The sequence below is a fragment of the Chelativorans alearensis genome, from assembly GCF_010993735.1.
Classification (GTDB): Bacteria; Pseudomonadota; Alphaproteobacteria; order Rhizobiales; family Rhizobiaceae; genus Chelativorans; species Chelativorans alearense.
In genome coordinates, this window is the sequence record NZ_WQNI01000016.1 from 1 (window position 1) to 22,307 (window position 22,307).

At 65.7% G+C, this 22,307-nt stretch carries 20 protein-coding genes, 2 tRNA genes and 1 pseudogene; 8 read left to right on the forward strand and 15 right to left on the reverse strand.

Going from position 1 to position 22,307, the window contains the following annotated elements:
• Window positions 1-518: pseudogene (locus tag GPJ75_RS22130) on the forward strand (hypothetical protein); the annotation flags it as partial.
• Between the two features lie 445 nt (window positions 519-963).
• Here GPJ75_RS22130 and GPJ75_RS22135 read toward each other — a convergent pair.
• Window positions 964-1,845, reverse strand: a complete 882-nt coding sequence (locus tag GPJ75_RS22135; protein ID WP_246249209.1) for an alpha/beta hydrolase — start codon at window positions 1,843-1,845, stop codon at window positions 964-966.
• A 139-nt stretch (window positions 1,846-1,984) separates the two neighbouring features.
• On the opposite strand from GPJ75_RS22135, the gene GPJ75_RS22140 reads away from it, so the two are divergent.
• Complete coding sequence (locus GPJ75_RS22140; protein ID WP_163271431.1) at window positions 1,985-3,175, forward strand: YdgA family protein; 1,191 nt, start codon at window positions 1,985-1,987, stop codon at window positions 3,173-3,175.
• 14 nt (window positions 3,176-3,189) lie between these two features.
• Here the strand turns inward: GPJ75_RS22140 and aspS are convergent, their stop codons facing one another.
• Window positions 3,190-4,977, reverse strand: a complete 1,788-nt coding sequence (gene aspS / locus GPJ75_RS22145; RefSeq protein ID WP_163271433.1) for an aspartate--tRNA ligase — start codon at window positions 4,975-4,977, stop codon at window positions 3,190-3,192.
• A 170-nt stretch (window positions 4,978-5,147) separates the two neighbouring features.
• On the opposite strand from aspS, the gene rnd reads away from it, so the two are divergent.
• The 3 genes from rnd to GPJ75_RS22160 all read left to right on the forward strand — a co-directional run bounded on the left by rnd (window position 5,148) and on the right by GPJ75_RS22160 (window position 7,019).
• Complete coding sequence (gene rnd, locus GPJ75_RS22150) at window positions 5,148-6,323, forward strand: ribonuclease D (RefSeq protein WP_163271435.1); 1,176 nt, start codon at window positions 5,148-5,150, stop codon at window positions 6,321-6,323.
• A 91-nt stretch (window positions 6,324-6,414) separates the two neighbouring features.
• On the forward strand, window positions 6,415-6,675 hold the full coding sequence (locus GPJ75_RS22155) for a CopG family ribbon-helix-helix protein (RefSeq protein WP_163271437.1): 261 nt from the start codon (window positions 6,415-6,417) through the stop codon (window positions 6,673-6,675).
• Window positions 6,675-7,019, forward strand: coding sequence for a type II toxin-antitoxin system RelE/ParE family toxin (locus GPJ75_RS22160; RefSeq protein WP_163271439.1), 345 nt, complete (start codon window positions 6,675-6,677; stop codon window positions 7,017-7,019). The genes GPJ75_RS22155 and GPJ75_RS22160 overlap by 1 nt, the downstream gene beginning before the upstream one ends.
• Before the next feature lie 25 nt (window positions 7,020-7,044).
• On the opposite strand, the gene ppx is transcribed toward GPJ75_RS22160, so the two are convergent.
• Window positions 7,045-8,562 (reverse strand): exopolyphosphatase, encoded by a 1,518-nt coding sequence (gene ppx, locus GPJ75_RS22165; RefSeq protein WP_163271441.1) that lies wholly within the window; start codon window positions 8,560-8,562, stop codon window positions 7,045-7,047.
• Window positions 8,563-8,567: 5 nt separating this feature from the next.
• Complete coding sequence (locus GPJ75_RS22170; RefSeq protein ID WP_163271443.1) at window positions 8,568-10,769, reverse strand: RNA degradosome polyphosphate kinase; 2,202 nt, start codon at window positions 10,767-10,769, stop codon at window positions 8,568-8,570.
• A 156-nt stretch (window positions 10,770-10,925) separates the two neighbouring features.
• Between GPJ75_RS22170 and GPJ75_RS22175 the strand changes: the two genes are divergently transcribed.
• Both GPJ75_RS22175 and GPJ75_RS22180 read left to right on the forward strand, forming a co-directional pair.
• Window positions 10,926-11,171 carry a zinc-finger domain-containing protein gene (locus GPJ75_RS22175; protein ID WP_163271445.1) on the forward strand — a complete coding sequence of 82 codons (246 nt, stop codon included), beginning with the start codon at window positions 10,926-10,928 and terminating at the stop codon, window positions 11,169-11,171.
• A gap of 84 nt (window positions 11,172-11,255) precedes the next feature.
• Window positions 11,256-12,452, forward strand: coding sequence for an FAD-dependent monooxygenase (locus GPJ75_RS22180; RefSeq protein ID WP_163271447.1), 1,197 nt, complete (start codon window positions 11,256-11,258; stop codon window positions 12,450-12,452).
• Between the two features lie 21 nt (window positions 12,453-12,473).
• Here GPJ75_RS22180 and GPJ75_RS22185 read toward each other — a convergent pair whose 3' ends face one another.
• The 4 genes from GPJ75_RS22185 to GPJ75_RS22200 all read right to left on the reverse strand — a co-directional run bounded on the left by GPJ75_RS22185 (window position 12,474) and on the right by GPJ75_RS22200 (window position 17,135).
• Window positions 12,474-13,283, reverse strand: coding sequence for an amino acid ABC transporter ATP-binding protein (locus tag GPJ75_RS22185; protein ID WP_163271449.1), 810 nt, complete (start codon window positions 13,281-13,283; stop codon window positions 12,474-12,476).
• A gap of 31 nt (window positions 13,284-13,314) precedes the next feature.
• Window positions 13,315-14,808, reverse strand: a complete 1,494-nt coding sequence (locus GPJ75_RS22190) for an amino acid ABC transporter permease (RefSeq protein WP_163271451.1) — start codon at window positions 14,806-14,808, stop codon at window positions 13,315-13,317.
• Between the two features lie 10 nt (window positions 14,809-14,818).
• Window positions 14,819-16,003, reverse strand: a complete 1,185-nt coding sequence (locus GPJ75_RS22195; protein WP_163271453.1) for an amino acid ABC transporter permease — start codon at window positions 16,001-16,003, stop codon at window positions 14,819-14,821.
• A 109-nt stretch (window positions 16,004-16,112) separates the two neighbouring features.
• The gene (locus GPJ75_RS22200) at window positions 16,113-17,135 is read right to left on the reverse strand and encodes an amino acid ABC transporter substrate-binding protein (protein WP_425483183.1); all 1,023 of its coding nucleotides are present in this window, start codon (window positions 17,133-17,135) and stop codon (window positions 16,113-16,115) included.
• Between the two features lie 266 nt (window positions 17,136-17,401).
• Between GPJ75_RS22200 and GPJ75_RS22205 the strand changes: the two genes are divergently transcribed.
• A complete protein-coding gene (locus tag GPJ75_RS22205) occupies window positions 17,402-18,571 on the forward strand; it encodes a cystathionine beta-lyase (protein ID WP_163271713.1) in 1,170 nt (389 codons plus the stop codon).
• A 43-nt stretch (window positions 18,572-18,614) separates the two neighbouring features.
• Here the strand turns inward: GPJ75_RS22205 and GPJ75_RS22210 are convergent.
• The 7 genes from GPJ75_RS22210 to GPJ75_RS22240 form a co-directional block, all read right to left on the reverse strand.
• Window positions 18,615-18,691: transfer RNA gene (locus tag GPJ75_RS22210), tRNA-Arg, on the reverse strand.
• A gap of 19 nt (window positions 18,692-18,710) precedes the next feature.
• Complete coding sequence (locus tag GPJ75_RS22215) at window positions 18,711-19,016, reverse strand: ETC complex I subunit (RefSeq protein WP_163271457.1); 306 nt, start codon at window positions 19,014-19,016, stop codon at window positions 18,711-18,713.
• 62 nt (window positions 19,017-19,078) lie between these two features.
• Window positions 19,079-19,155: transfer RNA gene (locus tag GPJ75_RS22220), tRNA-Pro, on the reverse strand.
• Between the two features lie 22 nt (window positions 19,156-19,177).
• Window positions 19,178-19,831 carry a hypothetical protein gene (locus GPJ75_RS22225; protein ID WP_163271459.1) on the reverse strand — a complete coding sequence of 218 codons (654 nt, stop codon included), beginning with the start codon at window positions 19,829-19,831 and terminating at the stop codon, window positions 19,178-19,180.
• Between the two features lie 67 nt (window positions 19,832-19,898).
• Window positions 19,899-20,585, reverse strand: a complete 687-nt coding sequence (gene hdaA / locus GPJ75_RS22230) for a DnaA regulatory inactivator HdaA (RefSeq protein WP_163271461.1) — start codon at window positions 20,583-20,585, stop codon at window positions 19,899-19,901.
• Window positions 20,582-21,757, reverse strand: a complete 1,176-nt coding sequence (locus GPJ75_RS22235; protein WP_163271463.1) for an AI-2E family transporter — start codon at window positions 21,755-21,757, stop codon at window positions 20,582-20,584. The genes hdaA and GPJ75_RS22235 overlap by 4 nt, the downstream gene beginning before the upstream one ends.
• Window positions 21,723-22,286 carry a CDP-alcohol phosphatidyltransferase family protein gene (locus GPJ75_RS22240; RefSeq protein WP_163271465.1) on the reverse strand — a complete coding sequence of 188 codons (564 nt, stop codon included), beginning with the start codon at window positions 22,284-22,286 and terminating at the stop codon, window positions 21,723-21,725. The genes GPJ75_RS22235 and GPJ75_RS22240 overlap by 35 nt, the downstream gene beginning before the upstream one ends.
• Between the last annotated feature and the right edge of the window lie 21 nt (window positions 22,287-22,307).

Sequence of the window (22,307 nt, forward strand, 5' to 3'; positions counted from 1 at the left end):
CCGACCTGGCCGCCGCAGCGCGCAGAGCGAGGGCGGGAGCCAGGCGCGCCGCCGCTCCCGCCCGTCCGCGAAGCGTGAGCCTGCCGCTTTTCGACCCGCTGCGGCATCCCCCGAGCCCTGGGCTTGCCGAAGGGGGCCGCGGCCGCCATGGGCCGGCGCGCGCCGTCCCGCGCATCCTGTTTCCCGGCCTCACCGAGCCGTCTCCCCTCCCGCAGCCGCCCTCCCGCGACGATCCGGTAAGCGCCGCGCGTCTTGGCCAGCGGCTGGCGGCACTGGTCGCCGCCCTTGACGATCTGCCGGGGCAGGCCAGGCGCTTTGCCCGCTGGAAGGCGCGCCGCGATCTGGGGCTTGTGCGCCGCACCGCACCGCTGCGCGGCGGCCGGCCGCCCGGCGGACGGCTCTCCCGCTTCGACCCGTCCGCCACTATCCGCCCCCGCAATATCCGCGAGGTCGACGAAATCCTCGTTCATGCCCATTCGCTGGCCGTGGACGCGCTTGCGAGCCCCGATACGTCATGACGCGTGGGCCGCGGACGCGTTCAGAAAGTCGAGCATTCCAACAAGCCAGACGGGGTAAGATCCGGGCGTGGCAAGGATGGAACACGGCCGACCTGCCCACCGAAGCCCGAAGGGCGAAGGTGGGAGGCCAAGGCGGCGACCGCCGCCCGCCCGACTTTTCGGGCGCCCCCGCGGAGGCCAGCGAGCCCGGACTTGTCCGGGGGAGCGCTCGGCCGCACGGCCGCGAGCGAAAGGAACCAACAAGGCGGCGACCGCCGCCCGCCCGACTTTTCGGGCGCCCCCGCGGAGGCCAGCGAGCCCGGACTCGATCCGGGGGAGCGCTCGGCCGTGAGCGAAGGGAAACCAGCGTGGCGAGGATGAAACGCGTCCCTGCCTACCCAAGGCGTGAAGGAGAAGCGATGACCATGAGCCGCATTTACAGCCCCGGCCGGCCGTCCGCGCCGCCTCAGCGCGTCACCCTTTCCAGAAAGCGCTCGACGGCGGCGGTCGCCGCGTCGCCGGGCCGGCCGAGCCGGCTGGCGATGGAGCCATGGGTGTAGCGGCCGCCGTCGAAGACCTCGACGTAGGCGCCGCGGCTTCTCAACAGATTGGCGTAGCCGTTGGTGAGCGCACGGCGGCGCGCGCCGTCGGAGCCCGAATGCAGGAAAAAGTGCGGCGGAAAGCCGGCACTGCGCCTGGCGTAAGTGACAGGCGACCAGCGCACCCAGTTGTCCGGATCGGAGCCGAAGGCGTCGATGTAGGGATAGCCGAGCGAGCCGCGCATGCCGGCATAGGCAACCATGTCGTAAGCCTGGACGTCGTTGGGGATGACGCCCCGCACCTCGCCCACCATGCCGCGCGCCGCCGTCAGCGCCACCAGATGGGCACCGGCCGAATGGCCCATCAGAACGATGCGGTTGGGATCGCCGCCATAGCGGCGGATATTCGTGCGCACCCAGGAAACGGCATCGGCAAGATCGCGCGCCTGGCCGTCGATGGTGGTGGCCGGCACCTTGCGGTAGTCGATGGCGACCAGCAGATAGCCTTTGGCGTTCAGCCATCCGGGCAGGGAATAGACCCTCTTGCGGTCGCCCTTCACCCAGCCGCCGCCATGGGCGTAGATGACAACCGGCTTCAACCCGCTGGACGCCTTGAAGAGGTTCAGTTGCAGGACGCTGGCGCGAACGGGCTCCTCGGCGGGCGTGTGGATATCGAGCTGCAGCCCGCCGCTGTAGACCACGCCGTCGTGCAGCATGGCGCCGCTGGCCGGCAGCGCCAGCGCGAGGAATGTCAGAAAGCCCGTCACGGCCAGCTTCAGCGCCGACCGTCGATTGATCGCGTAAGGCATGGTCCCCCTTTTAATCAATCGGCGTTCATCATGATTTGCGTCCGCAAATTGACACAGGAAAGGCCGCCAGTCATCTTTCCGGCGGAATATTACCTGACATAAACAGAAGTTACCGTAACCGCTACGTGGGGAACGCCGCATGGAACGCCACCGCCTCTGCCTGAAATCCGCAATCCTCGCCGGCGTCCTCGCGGCGGTGAATGCGCCGGCCGCCCTTGCCCTTGAGGCGGAGGATGTCGGCGCGCGCCTGAAAGGGCTGATGACCAAGCAGCAACTCGAATTGACCTATGACGGCGCCAGCATGGACGGCGCCGACGTGATTCTGGAGGGTGTGGCCGTGAAAAGCACGGCCGGCGAGACCGCCGTTCCTATCGGCGACGTGACGCTGCGGAACGTCACCGAGGAGGCGGACGGTGCGCTGCGGGCCGACGCCGTCGACGTGGACGACGTCACGTTCGAGGAGAGCGGCAGGACGTTCAGATTCTCCGGCTTCACCATGACGGGCTTGATCCTGCCCGAAAACGCCGGCTCTAAGGCCATCGACGGCGTGATGCACTATGATCAGGCGGGGCTTGCGCGCCTGGAGATCGAGGGCAAGGACGGGTTCGCCGCCTCCTTCGAGGACATCCGCACCGAGGTCGCCGTCGCCGACGACGACACGATGACGTTCGACGGCGCGATGGGCTCCTTCCTGCTCGACCTACGGTCGGTCAAGGACGGCGCCCGCGCCATCCAGACGCTGAAGGACATGGGCTACGAACGGATCACCGGCAGCGGCAGCGCGACGGGAAGCTGGCGCCCCTCCGACGGGCGGACCACGCTGTCACGCTATGAGGTGACAGCGGACAATGCCGGAACGCTGAGCCTGATGGCGGATTTCGACGGCTATACGCCGGAATTCATCCAGGCGATGGAGGAGATGACAAAGGGTGGGAACGCCGGCGGCGGGGAGAACAACACCGCGCAGGGCATGGCCATGCTCGGCATGATGCAGCAGCTCACCTTCCACGGCCTGACGCTGCGCTTCACGGACGATTCTTTGACCGGCCGGGCGCTCGACTACGCGGCCAAGCAGCAGGGCGGCAAGCCGGAGGACATCATCGCCCAGGCGAAGGCCGTCATCCCGATGCAGCTCACGCCCTATCTCGGCGCCGAGCTGACCCAGAACCTGACCCAGGCCGTCGGCACTTTCCTCGAAAACCCGGAGACCCTGGAAATCAGCGCCAAGCCGGAAAACCCGGTTCCCTTCGCCATGCTGATGGGCGCGGCCATGGGCGCGCCCGAACTGCTCATCAAGCAGATCGGGCTCATGGTCACGGCGAACGAGTAGGGAGGTCGCGCGCCTCAGTCCTTCTTGAGCGGCGCGAGCCTGATATGCAGTTCGCGCAGCTGCTGGGGCGTTGCCTCCGACGGTGCACCCATAAGCAAGTCCTGGGCCTGCTGGTTCATGGGGAACATGGTCACCTCGCGCAGGTTCTTCGCGCCCACCAGAAGCATGACGATGCGGTCGATGCCGGCCGCCATGCCGCCATGCGGCGGCGCGCCGTACTGGAAGGCGCGGTAGAGGCCGCCGAAGCGCTCCTCCACGTCCTGCCTCGAAAAGCCGACGATCTCGAAGGCCTTCACCATCACCTCCGGCAAGTGGTTGCGGATGCCGCCGGAAGCGATCTCGAAGCCGTTGCAGACAAGGTCGTACTGGTAAGCCTTGATCGACAGCGGCTCCTCGCCCTCCAGCGCCTCCAGCCCGCCCTGCGGCATGGTGAAGGGGTTGTGGCCGAAGTCGACGCGCTTCTCGTCCTCGTTCCACTCGAAGAAAGGGAAGTCGACGATCCACGCGAGCTCGAAGCGGTCGCGGTCGACGAGGTCCAGCTCCTCGCCGGCGCGCGTGCGCGCAGCGCCCGCGAAGGCGGCGAACTTCTTCGGGTCGCCGGCAACGAAGAAGCAGGCATCGCCATCCTCGAGCCCGAGCTGGGTGCGGATCGCCTCGGTGCGCTCCGGCCCGATGTTCTTGGCGATCGGCCCGGCGCCCTCAAGCGCCTCGCCCTCCTTGCGCCAGAAGATGTACCCCAGCCCCGGCTGTCCCTCGCCCTGCGCCCACGAGTTCATGCGGTCGCAGAAGGCGCGGGAGCCGCCGGTCTTGGCCGGGATCGCCCACACCTCGGCCTTGGGGTCGTTGGCGAGAATGTTCGCGAAGACCTTGAAGCCGGAACCGCGGAAATGTTCCGACACGTCTTCCATGACGATGGGGTTTCTGAGGTCCGGCTTGTCGGTGCCGTATTTGCGCATGGCCTCGCCGTAGGGGATGCGCCGAAACGTCTCGGTCACCGGCTTGCCATTGGCGAAGGCCTCGAAGACCTCGCGCATCACGGGCTCCATCGTCTGGAACACGTCCTCCTGCTCGACAAAGCTCATCTCCAGATCGAGCTGGTAGAACTCGCCCGGCAGCCGGTCGGCGCGCGGGTCCTCGTCGCGGAAGCAGGGCGCGATCTGGAAATAGCGGTCGAAGCCGGAGACCATGATGAGCTGCTTGTAGATCTGCGGCGCCTGCGGCAGCGCATAGAACTTGCCCTCGTGCAGCCGCGAGGGCACGAGGAAGTCGCGCGCGCCCTCAGGCGAAGAAGCGGTGAGGATCGGCGTCGAGAATTCGGTGAAGCCGGCTTCCGCCATGCGCGCGCGCATGTCGGCGATGATCCTGGTGCGGGCGACGATGTTCCTGTGCAGCGTCTCGCGGCGCAGATCGAGGAAGCGGTATTTCAGCCGGATGTCCTCGGGATAGTCCGGTTCGCCGAAGACCGGCAGCGGCAGCTCGCTTGCCTGGGACAGCACCTCGATCTGGCGCGCGAAGATCTCCACCTCGCCGGTCGGCAGGTTCGGGTTCACCGTCTCTTCCGTGCGTGCCTTCACCTCGCCGTCGACGCGGATCACCCACTCGCCGCGCACCTTCTCGGCGGTGCCGAAGGAGGGCGAATCCGGGTCGGCGACAATCTGCGTGATGCCGTAATGGTCGCGCACATCGATGAAGAGCAGGCCGCCATGATCGCGCACGCGGTGGACCCAGCCGGAAAGGCGGACGGTCTCGCCCACGTCGGATTTTCTCAATTCTGCGCAGGTATGGCTGCGGTAGCGGTGCATTATCTCTGGTCCGTGTCTGAAGGTAACTGTGAACGGGCGCGGGCCGGCCTCGTCAAACCGGCGCGAAAAGCGCATGCGCGTCCCATTTTGTCAAGGCGGGGCGGCGGCGCGGCGAAAACCGGGCGATACAATTTCTTCACATTTCGGGCGGCAACGCCTAAAGAGAGTGCATGGAACTCATCAAAACCCGCAAAGAGCTGGAAACGGCGGTCGCCGCGCTCGAAAAATCCGATTTCATCACCATCGACACCGAATTCATTCGTGAGACCACCTTCTGGCCCGAGCTGTGCCTGATCCAGATGGCGGCGCCCGGTGTGACCGCGATGGTCGACCCGCTGGCCCCGGGGATGGACCTTACGCCCTTCTTCGGCCTGATGGCGAACGAGAAGGTGACAAAGGTCTTCCATGCCGCCAGGCAGGATATCGAGATCATCTACAAGCTCGGCAACCTCATCCCGCATCCCATCTTCGACACGCAGGTGGCGGCGATGGTGTGCGGCTTCGGCGACAGCGTTTCCTACGACCAGCTCGTCTACCGCATCACCGGCGAGCACCTCGACAAGGCCTCACGCTTCACCGACTGGCGCCATCGGCCGCTGTCGCAGAAGCAGCTCGACTATGCGCTGGCCGACGTCACCCACCTCATCCCCGTCTACGAGCACCTCGAGGCCCAGCTGGAGCGTGAAGGCCGCGCCCACTGGCTGAAGGAGGAGATGGGCGTGCTGACGGCGGCGGAAACCTACGATCCGCACCCCGACGACGCCTGGAAGCGGCTGAAGCTGCGCGTGCGCAAGCCAATCGAACTCGCCGTCCTGCAGCATGTGGCGGCCTGGCGCGAGCGCGAGGCGCGCGAGCGTAACGTGCCGCGCGGCCGCGTCTTGAAGGACGACGCCATCTACGAGATCGCCCAGCAGCAGCCGGAGGACGCCGCCGCGCTTGGCCGGCTGAGAAGCACGCCCAAGGGCTGGGAGCGTTCGGCCCCCGCGGCGGGCCTGCTCAAGGCCGTCAACGCCGCCCTCGCCCTGCCCAAGGAAGAGCTGCCGAGGCTGCCCAAGCCCCAGCACGCCCCGGAAGGGGCGGCCGCCGCGGCCGAGCTCATCAAGGTGCTGCTCAAGCTGGTGGCCGAGAAGGAAAGCGTGGCCACCAAGATGCTCGCCTCCAGCGACGACATCGATCGCATCGCTGCCGACGGCGAGAAGGCGCAGGTGCCCGCCCTTTCGGGCTGGCGGCGCGAGGTGTTCGGCGAGGAGGCGCTAAAACTCCTGCGCGGCGAGATCGCCCTCAGATTCGCCAACCGGCGCATCGAGACGTTTTCGCCCGGCGAGCGGGCGGCAGCGGCGGAGTGAGCGGATTCGGCCTCGTGTGCTTCAAATCCCGGAACGCGACTTGAGATAGGAGGCCATTTGTAATACGGTGTATTACAAATGGAGAACGGCTATGTCGAAACCCGCTCTTTCCGATCCGATTACGCTCCGTCTACCGGAGGATGTTCTGACGGCCATCGAACAAATCGCGGAAACCTGCGACCGATCCCGCAGCTGGGTGATGGTGAGAGCCTTAAAGGTGTATCTGGCCGGTGAAGGAGCCGACATTCTCGCCGTGCGGAAAGGCCGAAACGAGGTGGCCAGCGGTGACGTGCACGACATGGACGATGTGCTTCGCGAGATCGACGAGATCATCAGGCGCAAGGTTGCCTGATGAGGGTGCGCCTGTCCGGAAGCGCCCGCACCTATCTTCGAGCAGAAGCAGCCTACCTCAGAAAATATAGCCCGAGAGCGGCGAAGACCTTCCTCGACCGGATGGCCGAGGCACGTAAGAACCTAGCTCGGTTTCCAGAACTTGGCCGTGGAATTGAGAGCCTACCTATTTCCGGCTCTCACCGCCTCGTCGTCGGCGATTATCTCCTTGACTATGATTTGGTCGATGGAGACGTCGTTATCGTTTCCATACGCCACGGCCAGCAGAAGCCGCTGACTCAGGAAACCGACGAAGACTTCGACTACGAGGACGGTGCTTCAAGACCATCCGACCGCGGACCATGAGAGCACCGACCCGAAATGCCTGCTCTCATTTCCCCACATCCAACACCAAATTCAGCCCCGTCACCCTGGCCAGATGCGCCATGCGGCCGTGCGGGCGCTCGCCCATCAGGGCGGCGTGGGAGCGCGGGACCAAGAGGGCGATGGAGCTGTCATCGCGCTTTTCCCACTTGAGCTGCGGGATGATGCCGGGCATCGAGGCCGTGAGCAGATAGACCACGCGCAAAAGCCCGCCCAGGAGCCGCGCCCGCTCCACATAGCGCGGCGTGGCGAGCTTGCGCATCTCCGGCGAAAGCGCGTCGTCGAACAGGCCTTCATGGCGGAAGAGAATGGCAAGCGCGATGAAGGCGCGGCCGGGATGGTCGACGCCGATGAAGGAGCCGTGGGAAATGATGTTGAGCGACTGCGTGCCGCGGTATTCGGGGTGGGCGCGCCAGCCGATGTCGGCCAGAAGGCAGGCCGCGCGGCGGTAGCGCTGCTCCTCCTCCGTTTCCTCGATGCCGAAGGCGGCAAAGGCCGTGCCCGACCACTCGGCGAGTTCGCGCGCATGCGTGACGGAGCGCGAGCGCAGAACGGCCAGTTCCTCGGCCGCCGAGAGCAACGGGTCGGCCTGCCGTTCCTCCTCCCCAAGCAGCGAATGGACAAACCCCTCGCGCACACCGTTCGCCGAGATGACGATCTTCGCCGGCCTGGCCGCGCGAATCACCTCCAGGAGCACGGCAGCGCCGTAGGGCAGCAGCGAACGGCGGTTCTTCGATACCCGCTCGATGCCCTTCATCTTGTCGATGTCGCCCTTGGCGACGCGCTTCAGGAAGGCGGCGTCCTCCTTGGGGTCGACCTCGTAGTGGTGCATCACCGGAAGCGGATAGCCGGTGACGTTCATGTGGAGGCGGGCAAGGTTTCGCCACGTGCCGCCGACACAGTAGAAGGCACGCCCCTCCCCCTTCCCCAGCCATTCGGCGCGTGCAAGCTCGCCGCGGGCGATGCGTGCGGCATCGCTCATCGAGGCGCCGGCCATCTCGCGCAGTTTCAGACCGCCGAGGGGGGTCGTGATCCCCTCTCCCATCGTCTCGCCGCGGACGTCGACGAGTTCGAGGCTGCCGCCGCCGAGATCGCCCATGATGCCGTCGGCATCATGGAAGGCGGCGATAACGCCGAGGGCGGCGTAGCGCGCCTCCTCGCGGCCGGAGAGCACGCGGATCCTGGTGCCCAGGATCCTTTCGGCGCGGTGGATGAAATCCGGCCCATTGGTCGCTTCGCGTGCGGCGGCGGTGGCGAGCACGTGGAGCGATGCGGCGCCCGCCTGCTCGGAGAGCGCGCGGAAACGGCCGAATTCATCGACGGCGCGCGTCACGCCGTCGGGATCGAGCTCGCCTGTCGTCACGATACCGCGGCCGAGGCCCGCCAGCATCTTCTCATTGAACAGCACGGTCGGCGAACGGGCGACGCCCTCGTAGATCACCAGACGAATCGAATTCGAGCCGATATCGATGACCGCAATGGGACGCCGGTTCGGCAACCGGCCCTGGGATACGGCTGCGCCCACCACCGCTAGCCGGCGACGGCCTTCTTGGGCCGCTTGAAGGCGGCGATGCGCTTGGGCGCATGCGACTTCAGCGCGACGCCACGGCCCGACAGGCTGGGATTGGTCATGAAATATTCCTGAGCGTTGAAGGCTTCCTCTCCGTCCTGCGGCGCGATGCGCCGCGAGGTGCCGTCAGGCAATACTTCGAAACTCTGCTGATTGTCCATGATGTTTCCCAGCATGATCTGGCCCAGAACCTGCTCGTGCACGGTCGGGTTGGTGATGGGGACCATGGTCTCGACCCGGCGGTCGAGATTGCGCGGCATGATGTCGGCCGAGGAGATGTAGACGATCGCGTCGTCCGACGGCAGACCGCGGCCGTTGCCGAAGCAGTAGATGCGGCTGTGCTCCAGGAACCGGCCAACGATGGACTTCACCCGGATGTTCTCCGAAAGGCCCGGCACCTGGGGGCGCAGGCAGCAGATGCCGCGCACCACAAGGTCGATCTCGACGCCGGCGCGGCCGGCCTCGTAAAGCGCGTCGATCACCTGCGGGTCGACGAGCGAATTCATCTTCATCCAGATCTGCGCCGGCCGGCCCGCCTTGGCATGCTCGATTTCCGCCTGGACATGCTCGAGGATGCGATTCCTCAAGCTGAACGGAGAGACCGCCAGCTTCATGTCCACATCCGGCTCGGCGTAGCCGGTGATGAAATTGAAGACCTTGGCCACGTCGTGGGCGATCGCCGGATCGACGGTGAAATAGGAAAGGTCGGTGTAGATGCGCGCGGTGATCGGATGGTAGTTGCCGGTGCCCAGATGCACGTAATTGCGCAGGCGCCGGCCCTCGCGGCGCACCACAAGCGACATCTTGGCGTGCGTTTTCAACTCGATGAAACCGAAGACGACCTGTACGCCGGCGCGCTCCAGGTCGCGCGCCCAGCGGATATTCGCCTCCTCGTCGAAGCGGGCCTTCAGCTCCACGAGCGCGGTGACCGACTTGCCCGCTTCCGCCGCGTCGATCAAGGCGCGCACGATGGGGCTGTCGTTGGAGGTGCGGTAGAGCGTCTGCTTGATGGCCACCACTTCCGGGTCCTGCGCGGCCTGGCGCAGGAACTGCACCACGACATCGAAGCTCTCATAGGGATGGTGGACGACGATATCCTTCTCGCGGATGGCCGCGAAACAGTCGCCGCCATGGTCGCGGATACGCTCGGGGAAGCGCGGGTTGTAGGGCGGGAACTTCAGGTCGTCGCGCGGCAGTTTGACGATTTCGGAAATCTGGTTGATGGCGAGCGGCCCGTCGAGCACGCTGATGCGCGAGGACGGCACGCCGAGCTCGGTCGCCACGAAATCGCGCAAGCCCTGGGGCATGGTGCTTTCGAACTCGATACGGATCACCGAACCCCTGCGCCGGCGCTTGAGCGCGCTCTCGAACAGCCGCACGAGGTCCTCCGCCTCCTCCTCCACCTCGATATCGCTGTCGCGGATGATGCGGAAGGTGCCGGAGCCGTTGACCTTATAGCCGGGAAACAATTTGCCGATGGACATCTCGACGATGTCCTCCAGCGCGATGAAGCGCACCGTCTTCGGCCGCTCCGGCAGAGCGACGAAGCGCTGCAGCGTGACCGGCAGGCGCAGAAGCGCCGTCATCCTCTCCTTGTTGCCCAGATGCTGCAGGTCGAGGGCGACCGAAAAGCCGAGATTGGGGATGAAGGGGAAGGGGTGCGCCGGGTCGATGGAAAGCGGGGTGAGCACCGGGTAGATGGCCTCCAGAAAGTGCTCCTCGACCCACTTCCTGTCGTCGCGCGTCAGCGCCTCCGGGCGCACGATCTCGATGCCTTCCTTCCTCATGAGCTCCAGAAGGCCGGCAAGGCTTGCATGCTGGTCCACCTGCAGGCGGCTCACCTCGCGCAGCACGTGCTCGAGCTGCTCTTCCGGCGTGCGCCCGTCGGCACTCCTGGTGGCGATCCCCTCGCGCACCTGGCCGGCGAGCCCGGCCACGCGCACCATGAAGAACTCGTCCAGATTGTCGGCCGAGATCGACAGGAACCGCACGCGCTCAAGGAGCGGGTGGCTGACGTTCTGGGACTCCTCGAGCACCCGCCGGTTGAACTGCAGCCACGAGAACTCGCGGTTGACGAAACGATCGGGGCTCGAGCGCGCAATCTCGTCCGCCGTCCCGGGCTGGGTCGGGAATTCACTCTTGACCGGCTTCAGTTCGTTCATGGCCTGCTCGCTTTTATTGTCCTACCTCCGGGCGGCCCGATCCACCCCATACTACGTCGTGACAGGGTTTTGCGACAGTTTCATATCACGGACTTGCAAAGAAGGTATTTATGCTTCAAACGCACCCGGATAGACGGCGACAGCGGGAGAAAAGAAATGGCGGGCTTTGAGACACCCCATTTCCACAACACGAACGGCTACCGGGCGGTCGAAATCGGCGTCAAGGAGTTCATGTGCGTGGGCGCCAACCCGCCGAACGACCATCCGCATGTCTTTCTCGACATGGGCGACGATGAGGAGCGCATCTGCCCCTACTGTTCGACGCTGTATCACTATAACGCCAAGCTGGAAGCACATGAAACGGTGCCCGAAGGCTGCCTTTTCCGCGAGGAAGCGGTCTAGGGTGTTTCGCGATCGCGATACGGCCGGGCTCGCCCCTCGCCGTTTATCCGATGAACCTCGACAAAAACTCGCCGGCGGCCCGCTATGACCGGCCGCCGCATCGCCATCGCCGGGGCGGGGATCGCCGGGCTGACGGCAGCGCTTTGCTTTGCGGCAAAAGGGTTTTCCGTCGCCGTTTTCGAGCGCGCCGAAACACTTCAGGAAGTGGGCGCGGGCCTGCAGCTTTCGCCCAATGCCACCCGCATCCTCGCCCGCCTCGGCGTGCTGGAGAGCCTCGGCAGGAACGCGGTCCGGCCGCGCGCCATCCTCCTCAAGGATGCAGCAAGGCTTTCCACGCTGGCCGGTGTCACTCTCGGCCAGAAGGCGGAGCGGCGCTGGCAGGCGCCTTATCTGGTCGCCCACCGCGCGGACCTGCAGAAGGCGCTGCTGCAGCGGGTGCGTGACAACCCGGCGATCCGCCTGGAACTGGGCACCAAGGTTCGGGACGCCGCCTTGCGGGACGGCGGAACCGTCGCCACCGTGGCGAAGGCCGGGCAGGCCGGCGAGGTTGCCTGCGACCTGCTCATCGGCGCCGACGGGGTGTGGTCGCAGCTGCGGGCATGCATCGGCGGCCGGCAAAGCCGCTTCACCGGCTTTGCCGCCTTCCGGGCCATCCTGCGCGGAGGCGCGGCGAGCGATCAGGCGGTGGGCACGCTTGCCCCCGACGCCGTCACCGCTTTCCTGGCGCCCGACTTCCACCTCGTCGCCTATCCGGTGAGCGGCGGGGCGGATCTCAATCTGGTGCTGGTGACGCGCAGCGCGGAGATAGGGCGTGGCTGGGCGAACGCCGCCGACATGGCGCACCTTCTGGCGGCAACCCGGCGGGCTGCCCCTGCCCTTTCCGACATTGTCCGGCTGGCCGGGGCCTGGACGGCCTGGCCCATTCACGAGGTGCAGCCCGGAGGGCCGTGGACGAATGCGGGCCTGGCCCTCATCGGCGACGCGGCGCATGCGCTCAGCCCCTACGCCGCCCAGGGCGCAGCCATGGCCATCGAGGATGCAGCGCTCCTGGCGGAGCTGACCGCCGCCGGCGGCGACATGCCGGGCGCGCTCGCCGCCTACGAGCGCCTGCGCAAGCCGCGCCTTGCCCGCGTGGCCCGCCGCGGCGCCTTCAACCGCTTCGTCTGGCATGCCGGCGGGCCGGTCGCGCTGGCCCGCGACGTGGCACTCCGGCTGAAGAGCGAGGAGAGCCTGGCGGCGGATCTCGACTGGCTTTACAGCTATGACGTGGAGGGCGTTTAAGCCGCCCCGCGACTGACGCCCCTAATGCAGGATCTGCGACAGGAACAGCTTGGTGCGCTCGTGCTGCGGGTGGTCGAAGAATTCGGCCGGCGTGTTCTGCTCGACGATCTGGCCCTGGTCCATGAAGATCACCCGGTTGGCCACCTGCCGCGCAAAGCCCATCTCGTGGGTGACGCAGATCATGGTCATGCCCTCCTGGGCAAGGTCCACCATGGTGTCGAGCACCTCCTTGATCATCTCCGGATCGAGCGCCGAGGTCGGCTCGTCGAACAGCATGATGCGCGGGTTCATGCAGAGCGCGCGGGCGATCGCCACGCGCTGCTGCTGGCCGCCGGAGAGCTGGCCGGGATACTTCTTCGCCTGCTCGGGAATCCTGACGCGCTCCAGATAGTGCATGGCGATCTCTTCCGCCTCGCGCTTCGGCGTCTTGCGCACCCAGATGGGGGCGAGCGTGCAGTTCTCCAGGATGGTGAGGTGCGGGAACAGGTTGAAGTGCTGGAACACCATGCCGACCTCGCGCCGCACCTCGTCGATCTTTTTCAGATCGTTGGTGAGCTCGATGCCGTCGACGACGACCCTGCCCTTCTGGTGCTCCTCCAGCCGGTTGATGCAGCGGATCATGGTGGACTTGCCGGAGCCTGAAGGGCCGCACACGACGATACGCTCGCCGCGCATGACCTTCAGATTGATGTCGCGCAGCACATGAAAATCGCCATACCACTTGTGCATGTCGACGATCTCGATCGCCACGTCCGTGTCGGAGATATGAAGTTTCTTCGGATCGATCTTGATCTCCTGCGGGTCGACCACGTTCACGTTCTGCGTTGCCATCGCCTTTTCCCTTGAAGGGCCTTCAAGGCCGTTATCGGTTGTGGCCGGTGTGTAGCCGGCGCTCGGTATAGATAGAATAGCGCGACATGCCGAAGCAGAAGAGCCAATAGACGAATGCCGCGAAGACGAGGCCGGTGGCAGCCGTCGTCGGGGTGATCCAGTTGGGATCGGAAAAGCCGCGCCGCACCGTGCCCAGAAGGTCGGCAAGGCCGATGATGTAGACCAGGCTCGTGTCCTTGAAGAGGCCGATGAAGGTGTTGACGATGCCGGGGATCACCAGTTTGATCGCCTGCGGCATGACCACCAGGCGCATCATCTGCCAATAGCCGAGGCCGAGCGCCTGGGCGCCTTCGTACTGGCCCTTGGGAATGGCCTGCAAACCGCCACGCACCACCTCGGCCATGTAGGCGGCGGAAAACAGCGCCACGCCGATGAGGGCCCGCAGAAGCTGGTTGAAGCTGACCCCTTCCGGCAGGAAAAGCGGGATCATGAAGGCCGACATGAAGAGCACGGTGATCAGCGGCACGCCGCGCCAGAACTCGATGAAGATAATGGAGAACAGGCGCACGGCCGGCAGGTGCGAGCGCCGCCCGAGCGCCAACAGGATGCCGAGCGGCAGCGAGGCGGCGATGCCGGTGAGCGCAACCACCAGCGTCACCAGAAGCCCACCCCACCGATTGGTGGCCACCGGGCTCAAGCCGAAATCGCCGGCAAGCAGCACCACGAGCGCCAGGACGAGGAGCGGCGGGGCGAGCGTGCGCAGAGCCACCGCCCGTCCGTCCTCGCCGGACCACGCCGCAACGAGGCTCGAGGTAATCGACGCCAGCGCCGTCAGGAACGCCAGCAGGGACAGGACCGAGAAGCGGAAGACGAGCAGGTCCATCTGCCCGCTCCAGACGATGTTGGAGGCGAGGAGAAGGACCATCGCCAGCGCAGCAAGCCAGGTCGCCGCCCTCAGGAGCCTGCGCGAAGCGGTGACGTTGGCGGCCGCGAAACTGGCGGACGCAAAGGCGGCCAGCGCGAACAGGAAAGCGATCCAGCCGCCGCCGATGTCGAACTGACCGCCCGTCAAGAGGACGAGGGCGACGAAGGGGAAGGCGACCATCAGAAGAAGCGCGTTCAGCCGCTTTTGCGGCACCGACGGGATCGCCAGCGGCAACGCCAGGGCCACCAGGAGGACGATGACCAGATCAACGCGCCAGCGCTCGCCGAGCGGAAAGAGCCCATACATGAACTGGCCGAGCTTGGCATAGACGAAAGCCCAGCACGCGCCCACCGCCTGGCCTTCCCCTGCCAGGCAGGCTTCCCGGTTGGCGCCGACGAAAACCGCCGACAGGAACGCCCACTGGATCAGGTTCCACGCCGCCCAGATCGAGAAGAGTCCGAGCACCACCGTGAGGGCCGAATCGAGCGGCGTCGCGAAAAGGTTCTTGCGCAGGACGCCGGTGAGGCCGACCTCGCTCGGTGGCGGCGGCAGCGGCTCCTTCTGCTCCTTGGCGACATAGGCTGCAACTTGTTCTTCCACGGCCCGCCTCCTATCGCTCGATCAGCGCCATGCGCGCGTTGAACCAGTTCATGAACGCGGCCACCGCGATGCTCAGGCCCAGATAGACGACCATCCAGATCGCCACCACCTCGACCGACTGCCCGGTCTGGTTGAGCACGGTCGAGCCGACGGCGACCAGCTCTGGATAGCCGACGGCAAGGCCCAGCGAAGAGTTCTTCGTCAGGTTGAGATACTGGCTCGTCAGCGGCGGGATGATGACGCGGAAGGCCTGCGGCACGATGACCAGCCTCAGCGACTGCCTGCGCGTCAACCCTAGTGCCGAAGCCGCCTCAGTCTGCCCCCACGAGACGGCGAGGATGCCGGCGCGCACGATCTCGGCGATGAACGAGGCCGTGTAGAAGGAAAGCGCCAGGAACAGGGCCAGGAATTCGGGCTTCACCTGCAAGCCGCCGACAAGGTTGAAGCGGGTCGCTTCAGGATATTCGAAGACAAAGGGAAAGCCCGTCAGCGCAAAGACGACCAGCGGCAGGCCAAGGATCAAGCCGATACTCGGCAAGAGCGTCGGCCGCTGCTCGCCCGTCCTCATTTGCCGCTGCCTGTTCATCCGGGAAAGGACGATGGCGCCGGCAACGCCGACGACGAAGGCGATCAACGCCAGGACGGCCTCCGGATCGAACCGCATCGCCGGCGTCTGCAGGCCGCGGTTGGAAAGAAAGGCCCCGAACGGCAGATCGATGGCCTGCCGCGGCAGCGGCAGGACGGACAGAACGCCGAAATACCAGAACAGGATGACCAGAAGCGGCGGGACGTTGCGGAAGACCTCGACATAGATCGTGCTCAAGCCGCGCACCAGATAGTTGCGCGACAGGCGGCCGATGCCGACGATAAAGCCGACGATCGTCGCCAGAACGATACCGGAGCCGGCGACGATGATGGTGTTGGTGATGCCGACCAGCAACGCCCGGCCATAGCTCGAGTTGCTGGTGTAGTCGATCGGCACCTGGCCGATGTCGAAGCCCGCCCTCGTCGACAGGAAACCGAGGCCGGAGGCAATGTTGGCCTGTGCGAGGTTGCGCACGGTGTTGTTGATGAGCCATGCGGCGAACGCCAGTATGGCGATGATCATCACGATCTGGATGATCAGCCCGCGTGTCCTGGGGTCGCGCATGAGTGCGACGCGCGGCTCGCGAATGCTTTGGGTGTCAGCCGTCATTTGATCCGCCATAGGCAATGGCGAAGGCCCGGCCGCGGAGACCGGCCCGCCGTTGCTTTGTCAGGCAAGGGAGCCGCGCCTTAGCGGGCGCGGCTCCCCGCTCACCTGATCAGCGGACCGGCGGCGCGTACTGCAGGCCGCCCTTGGTCCACAGCTCGTTCTGGCCGCGCTGGATCCTGAGCGGCGTGTCGGGGCCAACATTACGCTCGAAGATTTCGCCGTAATTGCCGACGGCCTTGATCACGTTGACCATCCAGTCGTTGGACAGGCCGATATCCTGGCCGAAGGTCCCGTCCGTACCGAGGAGACGGCGGATATTCGGATCGTCGGAGTTCACCATCTCATCGACATTGTCCTGGGTCACACCCAGTTCCTCGGCGTTCAGCAAGCCGAAATGCACCCACTTGACGATGTCGAACCACTGCTCGTCGCCCTGGCGGACCACGGGACCCAGCGGCTCCTTGGAGATGATCTCCGGCAGGACGACATGCTCCTCGGGGTTGGCAAGTTCGAGACGCGTGGCGTAGAGGCCCGAGGCATCCGTCGTCAAGACGTCGCAGCGGCCCTGCTCGTAGGCGGCATTGACGTCCGACTGGGACTCGATGACGACCGGGTTGAACTCCATGTTGTTGGCACGGAAGTAGTCGGTCAGGTTCAGCTCGGTCGTCGTGCCGCTCTGCACGCACACGGTGGCGCCGGAGAGCTGCAGCGCCGAGGTCACGTTCAGCTCCTCGCGCACCATGAAGCCCTGGCCGTCGTAGTAGTTGACGCCGGCGAAGTTGAGGCCGAGGGCGGTGTCGCGGTTCATCGTCCAGGTCGTATTGCGCGCCAGGAGATCGACCTCGTTGTTCTGCAGGGCGGGGAAGCGCTGGACCGCGGACAACGGCGAGTACTGCACCTTGCTGCCGTCGCCCTCGAACACGGCGGCTGCCACCGCCTTGCAGTAGTCGACGTCGAGGCCCTGCCATTCACCCTGGTCGTTCTGGGACGCAAAGCCCGGCAGGCCGGTATTGACGCCGCAACGCAGGGCGTCCCTGTTCTTCACGTCGTCGAGCGTGGCTCCGGAGGCCGGAACCGCTGCCAGCGCGATCACGGCCGAGCCGAGCAGTGCCTTGATGGAATTGTTCATGATTATTGACCCTTTTTTTTCGTACAGGGTTCATCCCCTACTGATTTTTGTGCGGAAGCCGGCGCAGGCCGTCTGTCGGGACGACATCGGACGCACGCTTCCTTCTCCCAAGCACGTTTTCCATCGAATGCCATAAATCAGCGCGGGTCAAGAGCCAATGCCGCACGTGCGAGATGCCTGTATCTGTCTGGCAGTCTTGAGAAACCGGCGCGAAGCTTCTATGCCGGACCGGTGCCCGGCGAGGCACGAGGATGGGCGAGGTTTACGGCATGGCGCGAGACGGGCGGAAAGACGGCATCAACACGAGGCTCGCCCATATGGGCAACGATCCGGGCGATTTCTTCGGCTTCGTCAACCCGCCGGTGGTGCATGCCTCGACCGTGCTTTTCCCCGACGCGGCCACCATGGCCTCGCGCAAGCAGAAATACACCTACGGCACGCGCGGCACGCCGACCACCGATGCGCTGGCCAAGGCGATGGACGAACTGGAAGGCTCGGCCGGCACCATCGTCGTGCCTTCGGGGCTCGCCGCCGTCTGCGTGCCGCTCCTGGCGTTTCTTTCGGCGGGCGACCACGCGCTCATCGTCGATTCGGTCTATCACCCTACCCGGCGCTTCGCCGATACGATGCTGAAGCGGCTGGGCGTGGAGATCGAATATTACGATCCACTCATCGGCGCGGAGATCGCGCGGCTGATGAAGCCCAATACGAAGGTCGTCTTCACCGAATCGCCCGGCTCCAACACCTTCGAGATGCAGGATATCCCGGCCATCGCCGCGGCGGCCCGCCAGGGCGGCGCCGTCGTCATGATGGACAACACCTGGGCCACCCCCCTCTTCTTCCGCCCGCTCGACCACGGCGTCGACATCTCCATCCACGCGGCGACCAAGTATCCGGCCGGCCATTCCGACGTCCTGCTCGGCACCGTGTCGGCCAACGAAGCCTGCTTCGAAAGGCTCTATGACACCTTCCTCACCCTCGGCGCCTGCGCCGGCCCGGACGACGTCTACCAGGTGCTGAGGGGCCTGCGCACCATGGGTGTGCGGCTTGCCCGCCACCAGGAGAGCGCGCTTGAGATCGCCCGTTGGCTGGAGGCGCAGGAAGGCGTGGCGCAAGTCCTCCACCCGGCCCTTGAATCACACCCCGGCCACGCGACCTGGAAGCGCGACTTCTCCGGCGCCAGCGGCATCTTCTCGTTCGTGCTCGACGGCGGCGGCGAACGCGAGGCTCATGCCTTCCTCGACGCCCTCGACATTTTCGGCCTCGGCTACTCCTGGGGCGGCTTCGAAAGCCTTGCCGTCCACGTCTTCCTCGGCGACCGGACGGTGGCCAGGGACACCTATGCCGGCCCCGTCATCCGCCTGCAGATCGGGCTGGAGGACGTGGAGGATTTGAAAAGAGATATCGAGAAGGGGTTGCGGGCGGCCCTGAGCGACTGAAGCTCCACAGCTCTTGTCCTGCGGAGCCCCGCGCGAATCAGCATGGCGACCCCGGCAGGGCTCGAACCTGCGACATTCGGTTTAGAAGACCGATGCTCTATCCAGCTGAGCTACGGGGCCGGGCGCGGACGAGACGGGTTCAGTGCGTCCACGGAATTTTGCGGTCATAGCGGAAATTCTCCGCATAGGAAACCTGGCGCCGCTTCGGCGCCTTCGCCTCCTCGAGGCGGAATGGGATGCCGTGTTTCTGCGCATAAGCCACGGCCTCCTCCTTGGTGGCGAAGGTCAGGTGCACCTGGCTCCTGGCGTCAGAGGTGCTGGTGTAGCCCATCAGCGGGTCGATGCGGCGCGGGGATTCGGGCTCGAACTCCAGCACCCAGTGGCCGGTCTTGGCGGTGCCGGACTGCATGGCGGTTCTGGAAGGGCTGTAGATGCGCGCGGACACGTTTGTGACCCTCACTCTCGGTTCTGTTCGTTCCATACCGGCCTTCGCGGGCCGGGGGGTAGTGGTCGGAGCGGCAGGATTCGAACCTGCGACCCTCTGCTCCCAAAGCAGATGCGCTACCAGGCTGCGCTACGCTCCGTGGCGCTGAATTCCCTATAGTCTCACGATGTGCGGAGCAAGTCCCCGGTGCGGCTTTCTTTGAGCTGGAACGCCCGCACACGCGCCTGGCCGGCAAAAAGCCACAGGGCGGCCGCCAGTTCCGCGAGTTCCTCGATGAGCATCGAGTGGCCGCCGATCCAGCCGTTCAGCACACCGCCATGGCCTTCGGCAATGGTCGCGACGGCGACGCATATAAGCGCCAGCAGCGCCTCGAGCCATGGCGCGGCACCGGCGCGGATCACGTCTGCCGCCTTATCCACAAGGCGATGGCGCATGACGATATAGACGACGGCCACACCGATCAGGGCGACAAGGGGGTAGACCACCGGTTTGTACCACAGGTGGTCGGAAGAGAATATCGGCCCGTCATTGGTCATCTGGGTGGGCGGATAGAACACCGCGCCCCAGCTCAGTTCGCGCGCCAGAAGGATAAGCCACAGAGGTGCCGCTGCGCGCCACAGCCATTTCCACTTCCGCTCTTCCGACCGGTGCTGGTAAAGGAGCGCGGCCACCATGCCGACCAGAAGGACGAGCGAGCCCACGTTCTCGACGGGCTGGTTCTCCCAGGCCGTCCAGTTCGGCAATATCTGTGCGAGGGGGTACACCCCCACCGTCGCCAAAACGGCTACGGAGAAGGACAGCCTGAGACAAAACATGGTTTCATCTAGTCGACGGCCGCAGCCCGTTCAAGCGCGCGGCGAGGGAATCAACCGCGAAATCGCATCACCCCGTTTCCATGGCGCCGACGACGTCCGCCGCCAACGCCCGCGTGATGCGCGTCTTGCGCTCGAGCGCGGCGCGGTCGAGGTGTTCCACCACCTGTTGCGCCGCCGACAGCGAGCGCTCGATGCGGCGCACCAGAAACTGCACCACATGCGGCTCCACCGCCACCTGACGGTCGGCGAAGAGCTTCACGATGACGCCGGCCAGAAGCACGTCGTCCGGCTCGTCGATCTCCACCAGCGCCGCCGCCTTGAGGCGCGAGAGAAGGTCGGGCAAGCGCACGCCCCAGGCGGCGGGAAAACGCCGGGCGGTGAGAAGCAGGTGGGTATCGGCACCCTTCACCGTATTGATGAGGTGGAAGAGGCCGGTCTCGTCGCGTGCAGCGCTATCCGCGTCGTCGACGAATACGGGCCCATGCTCGGCCGCGGCAAGGGCCGCGGCGTCGATCTCGCCGGCGGCCACCTGCCGGGCGCCGGAATGAGCGCGCCAGATCGCCGCCAGATGCGACTTGCCCGCCCCCGCCGGCCCCGCCAGCACGGTGACGGGTGACGGCCAGTCGGGCCACCCCTCCACCAGCGCCACGGCGCGCGCGTTGGCCGGCGTGACAACGAGGTCGTCGCGCGAGCGCGCTTCTTCATGCGCAAGGTCGAGCGGCAATTGCCGCGGCGGAGGCCCCTTTCGTGTCATTTGCCGCCGTTCTTCGCATCCGCTTCGGGCGGCTTGTCACCGCTGTAGAGGGGAGAGGCCATGTAGCGTCCCAACGCGAAGCGCACGAGCACGGCGATCGCCGCGGCGGTCGGAACGGCGATCAGAAGCCCGGCGAAGCCGAACAGATAGCTGAACGCGAAAAGCGAGAACATCAGCCACACCGGGTGGAGCCCCACGCTGCGGCCCATCAGCCATGGATGGAGGAGATTACCCTCGATGAACTGTCCTGCGAAGAAGATCGCCGCCACCGCCGCCACCCAATACCAGTCCGGCCAGAACTGCACGACGGCCACCCCCACCGACAGGGCCAGCCCCACCAGCGAGCCGACAAAGGGAATAAAGCTGATGAACCCGGCGAAAAGCCCGATCAGCAGGCCGAAATTGAGGCCCACCGCCGTCAGCCCGGCGGCATAGAGAATGGCGAGGATAAGGCACAGTGTGCCCTGCCCGCGCACGAAGCCGGCAGTCGATGCATTGATGTCGCGAGCGATCTGGCGCACCGTCTCCAGGTGCTCGCGCGGCACCCAGCTGTCCACCTTCTCGATCATGCGGTCCCAGTCGAGCAGCATGTAGAAGGCAACCACTGGCGTGACGACGAAAAGGCTCGCCAGGTTGACCAGCGCCAGGCCGGAGCTCCAGATCGACCTGAAAAGGGTGGCGAGGAAACCGGTGCCTTGCGCCAGAAGCGAGCTCAGCCCCTCCTGTAGGGCCTGCGGATTTACGCCCACCGCCTCCTCGAACCACCCGGGATCGAGGCTCGTGATCAGGGCCTGGAGGCGGGAAAGATAGTCCGGCAAGCGCTCGGCGAACTCGATCAGCTGGTTGCCCAGTACCGGAATGACCACCATCAGCGCCAGCGCGAGCGCAACGACGAAGGCGACCAGGATAACGATGGTCGCGGCCAGCCGCGACAGGCCAATCCGCTGCAACCGGTCGGCCACGGGGTCGAGGAAATAGGCCAGCACCATGCCGGCCAGGAAGGGCAGCAGGATTGAGCTGAAGACATAGAGGAAAAGGACAAGAACGCTTGCGGCGATGAGCCAGAAGACGGCCTGCCGGACGAGCCCACCACTCTCCGGCCCACCACGCTCCGGCCCACCACTCTTGGGCGCCCTGTCAGCCTCGTCCTTGTGGGGTGCCGGTGTCGACATAACCGCCCATGTGCTTGATCCAGGACACGAGATAGGCCGCGCCGGAAGCTGCGGTCAAGAGCCCGCAAAGATAGACCAGGCCATCATAGAAGATACCCAGCGTGAAGGAGAGCGACAGGCTGGCCAGAACCAGCGCGGCAAGCAGCAACTGCGCCAGCGTGTTTGCCTTCGACACGAGGAGCGGCTTCATGGCCACCGGGTTTCCCATGACGGTCGACAGCACCACGCCTCCGACGATCAGCGCATCGCGCGAGACGGCGGCCACCACCAGCCACAGCGGCAGGTGGCCCATATAGCCGAGCACCACGAAGACGCTGACGAGCAACAGCTTGTCGGCGATGGGGTCGAGATAGGCGCCGAGCTCGCTGCGCTGGTCGAACTGGCGGGCGATGAAGCCGTCGACGCCGTCGGAGACGGCCGCGGCGAGGAAGCCGGCGAAGGCCCAGTCCACCTCCTCCGCCAAAAGCGCAAAGACGACCGCCGGCACAAGCAGGAACCGGAAAAGCGTGATGATGTTGGGAATGGTCAAGCCTCTGTCTCCACCGTCTCC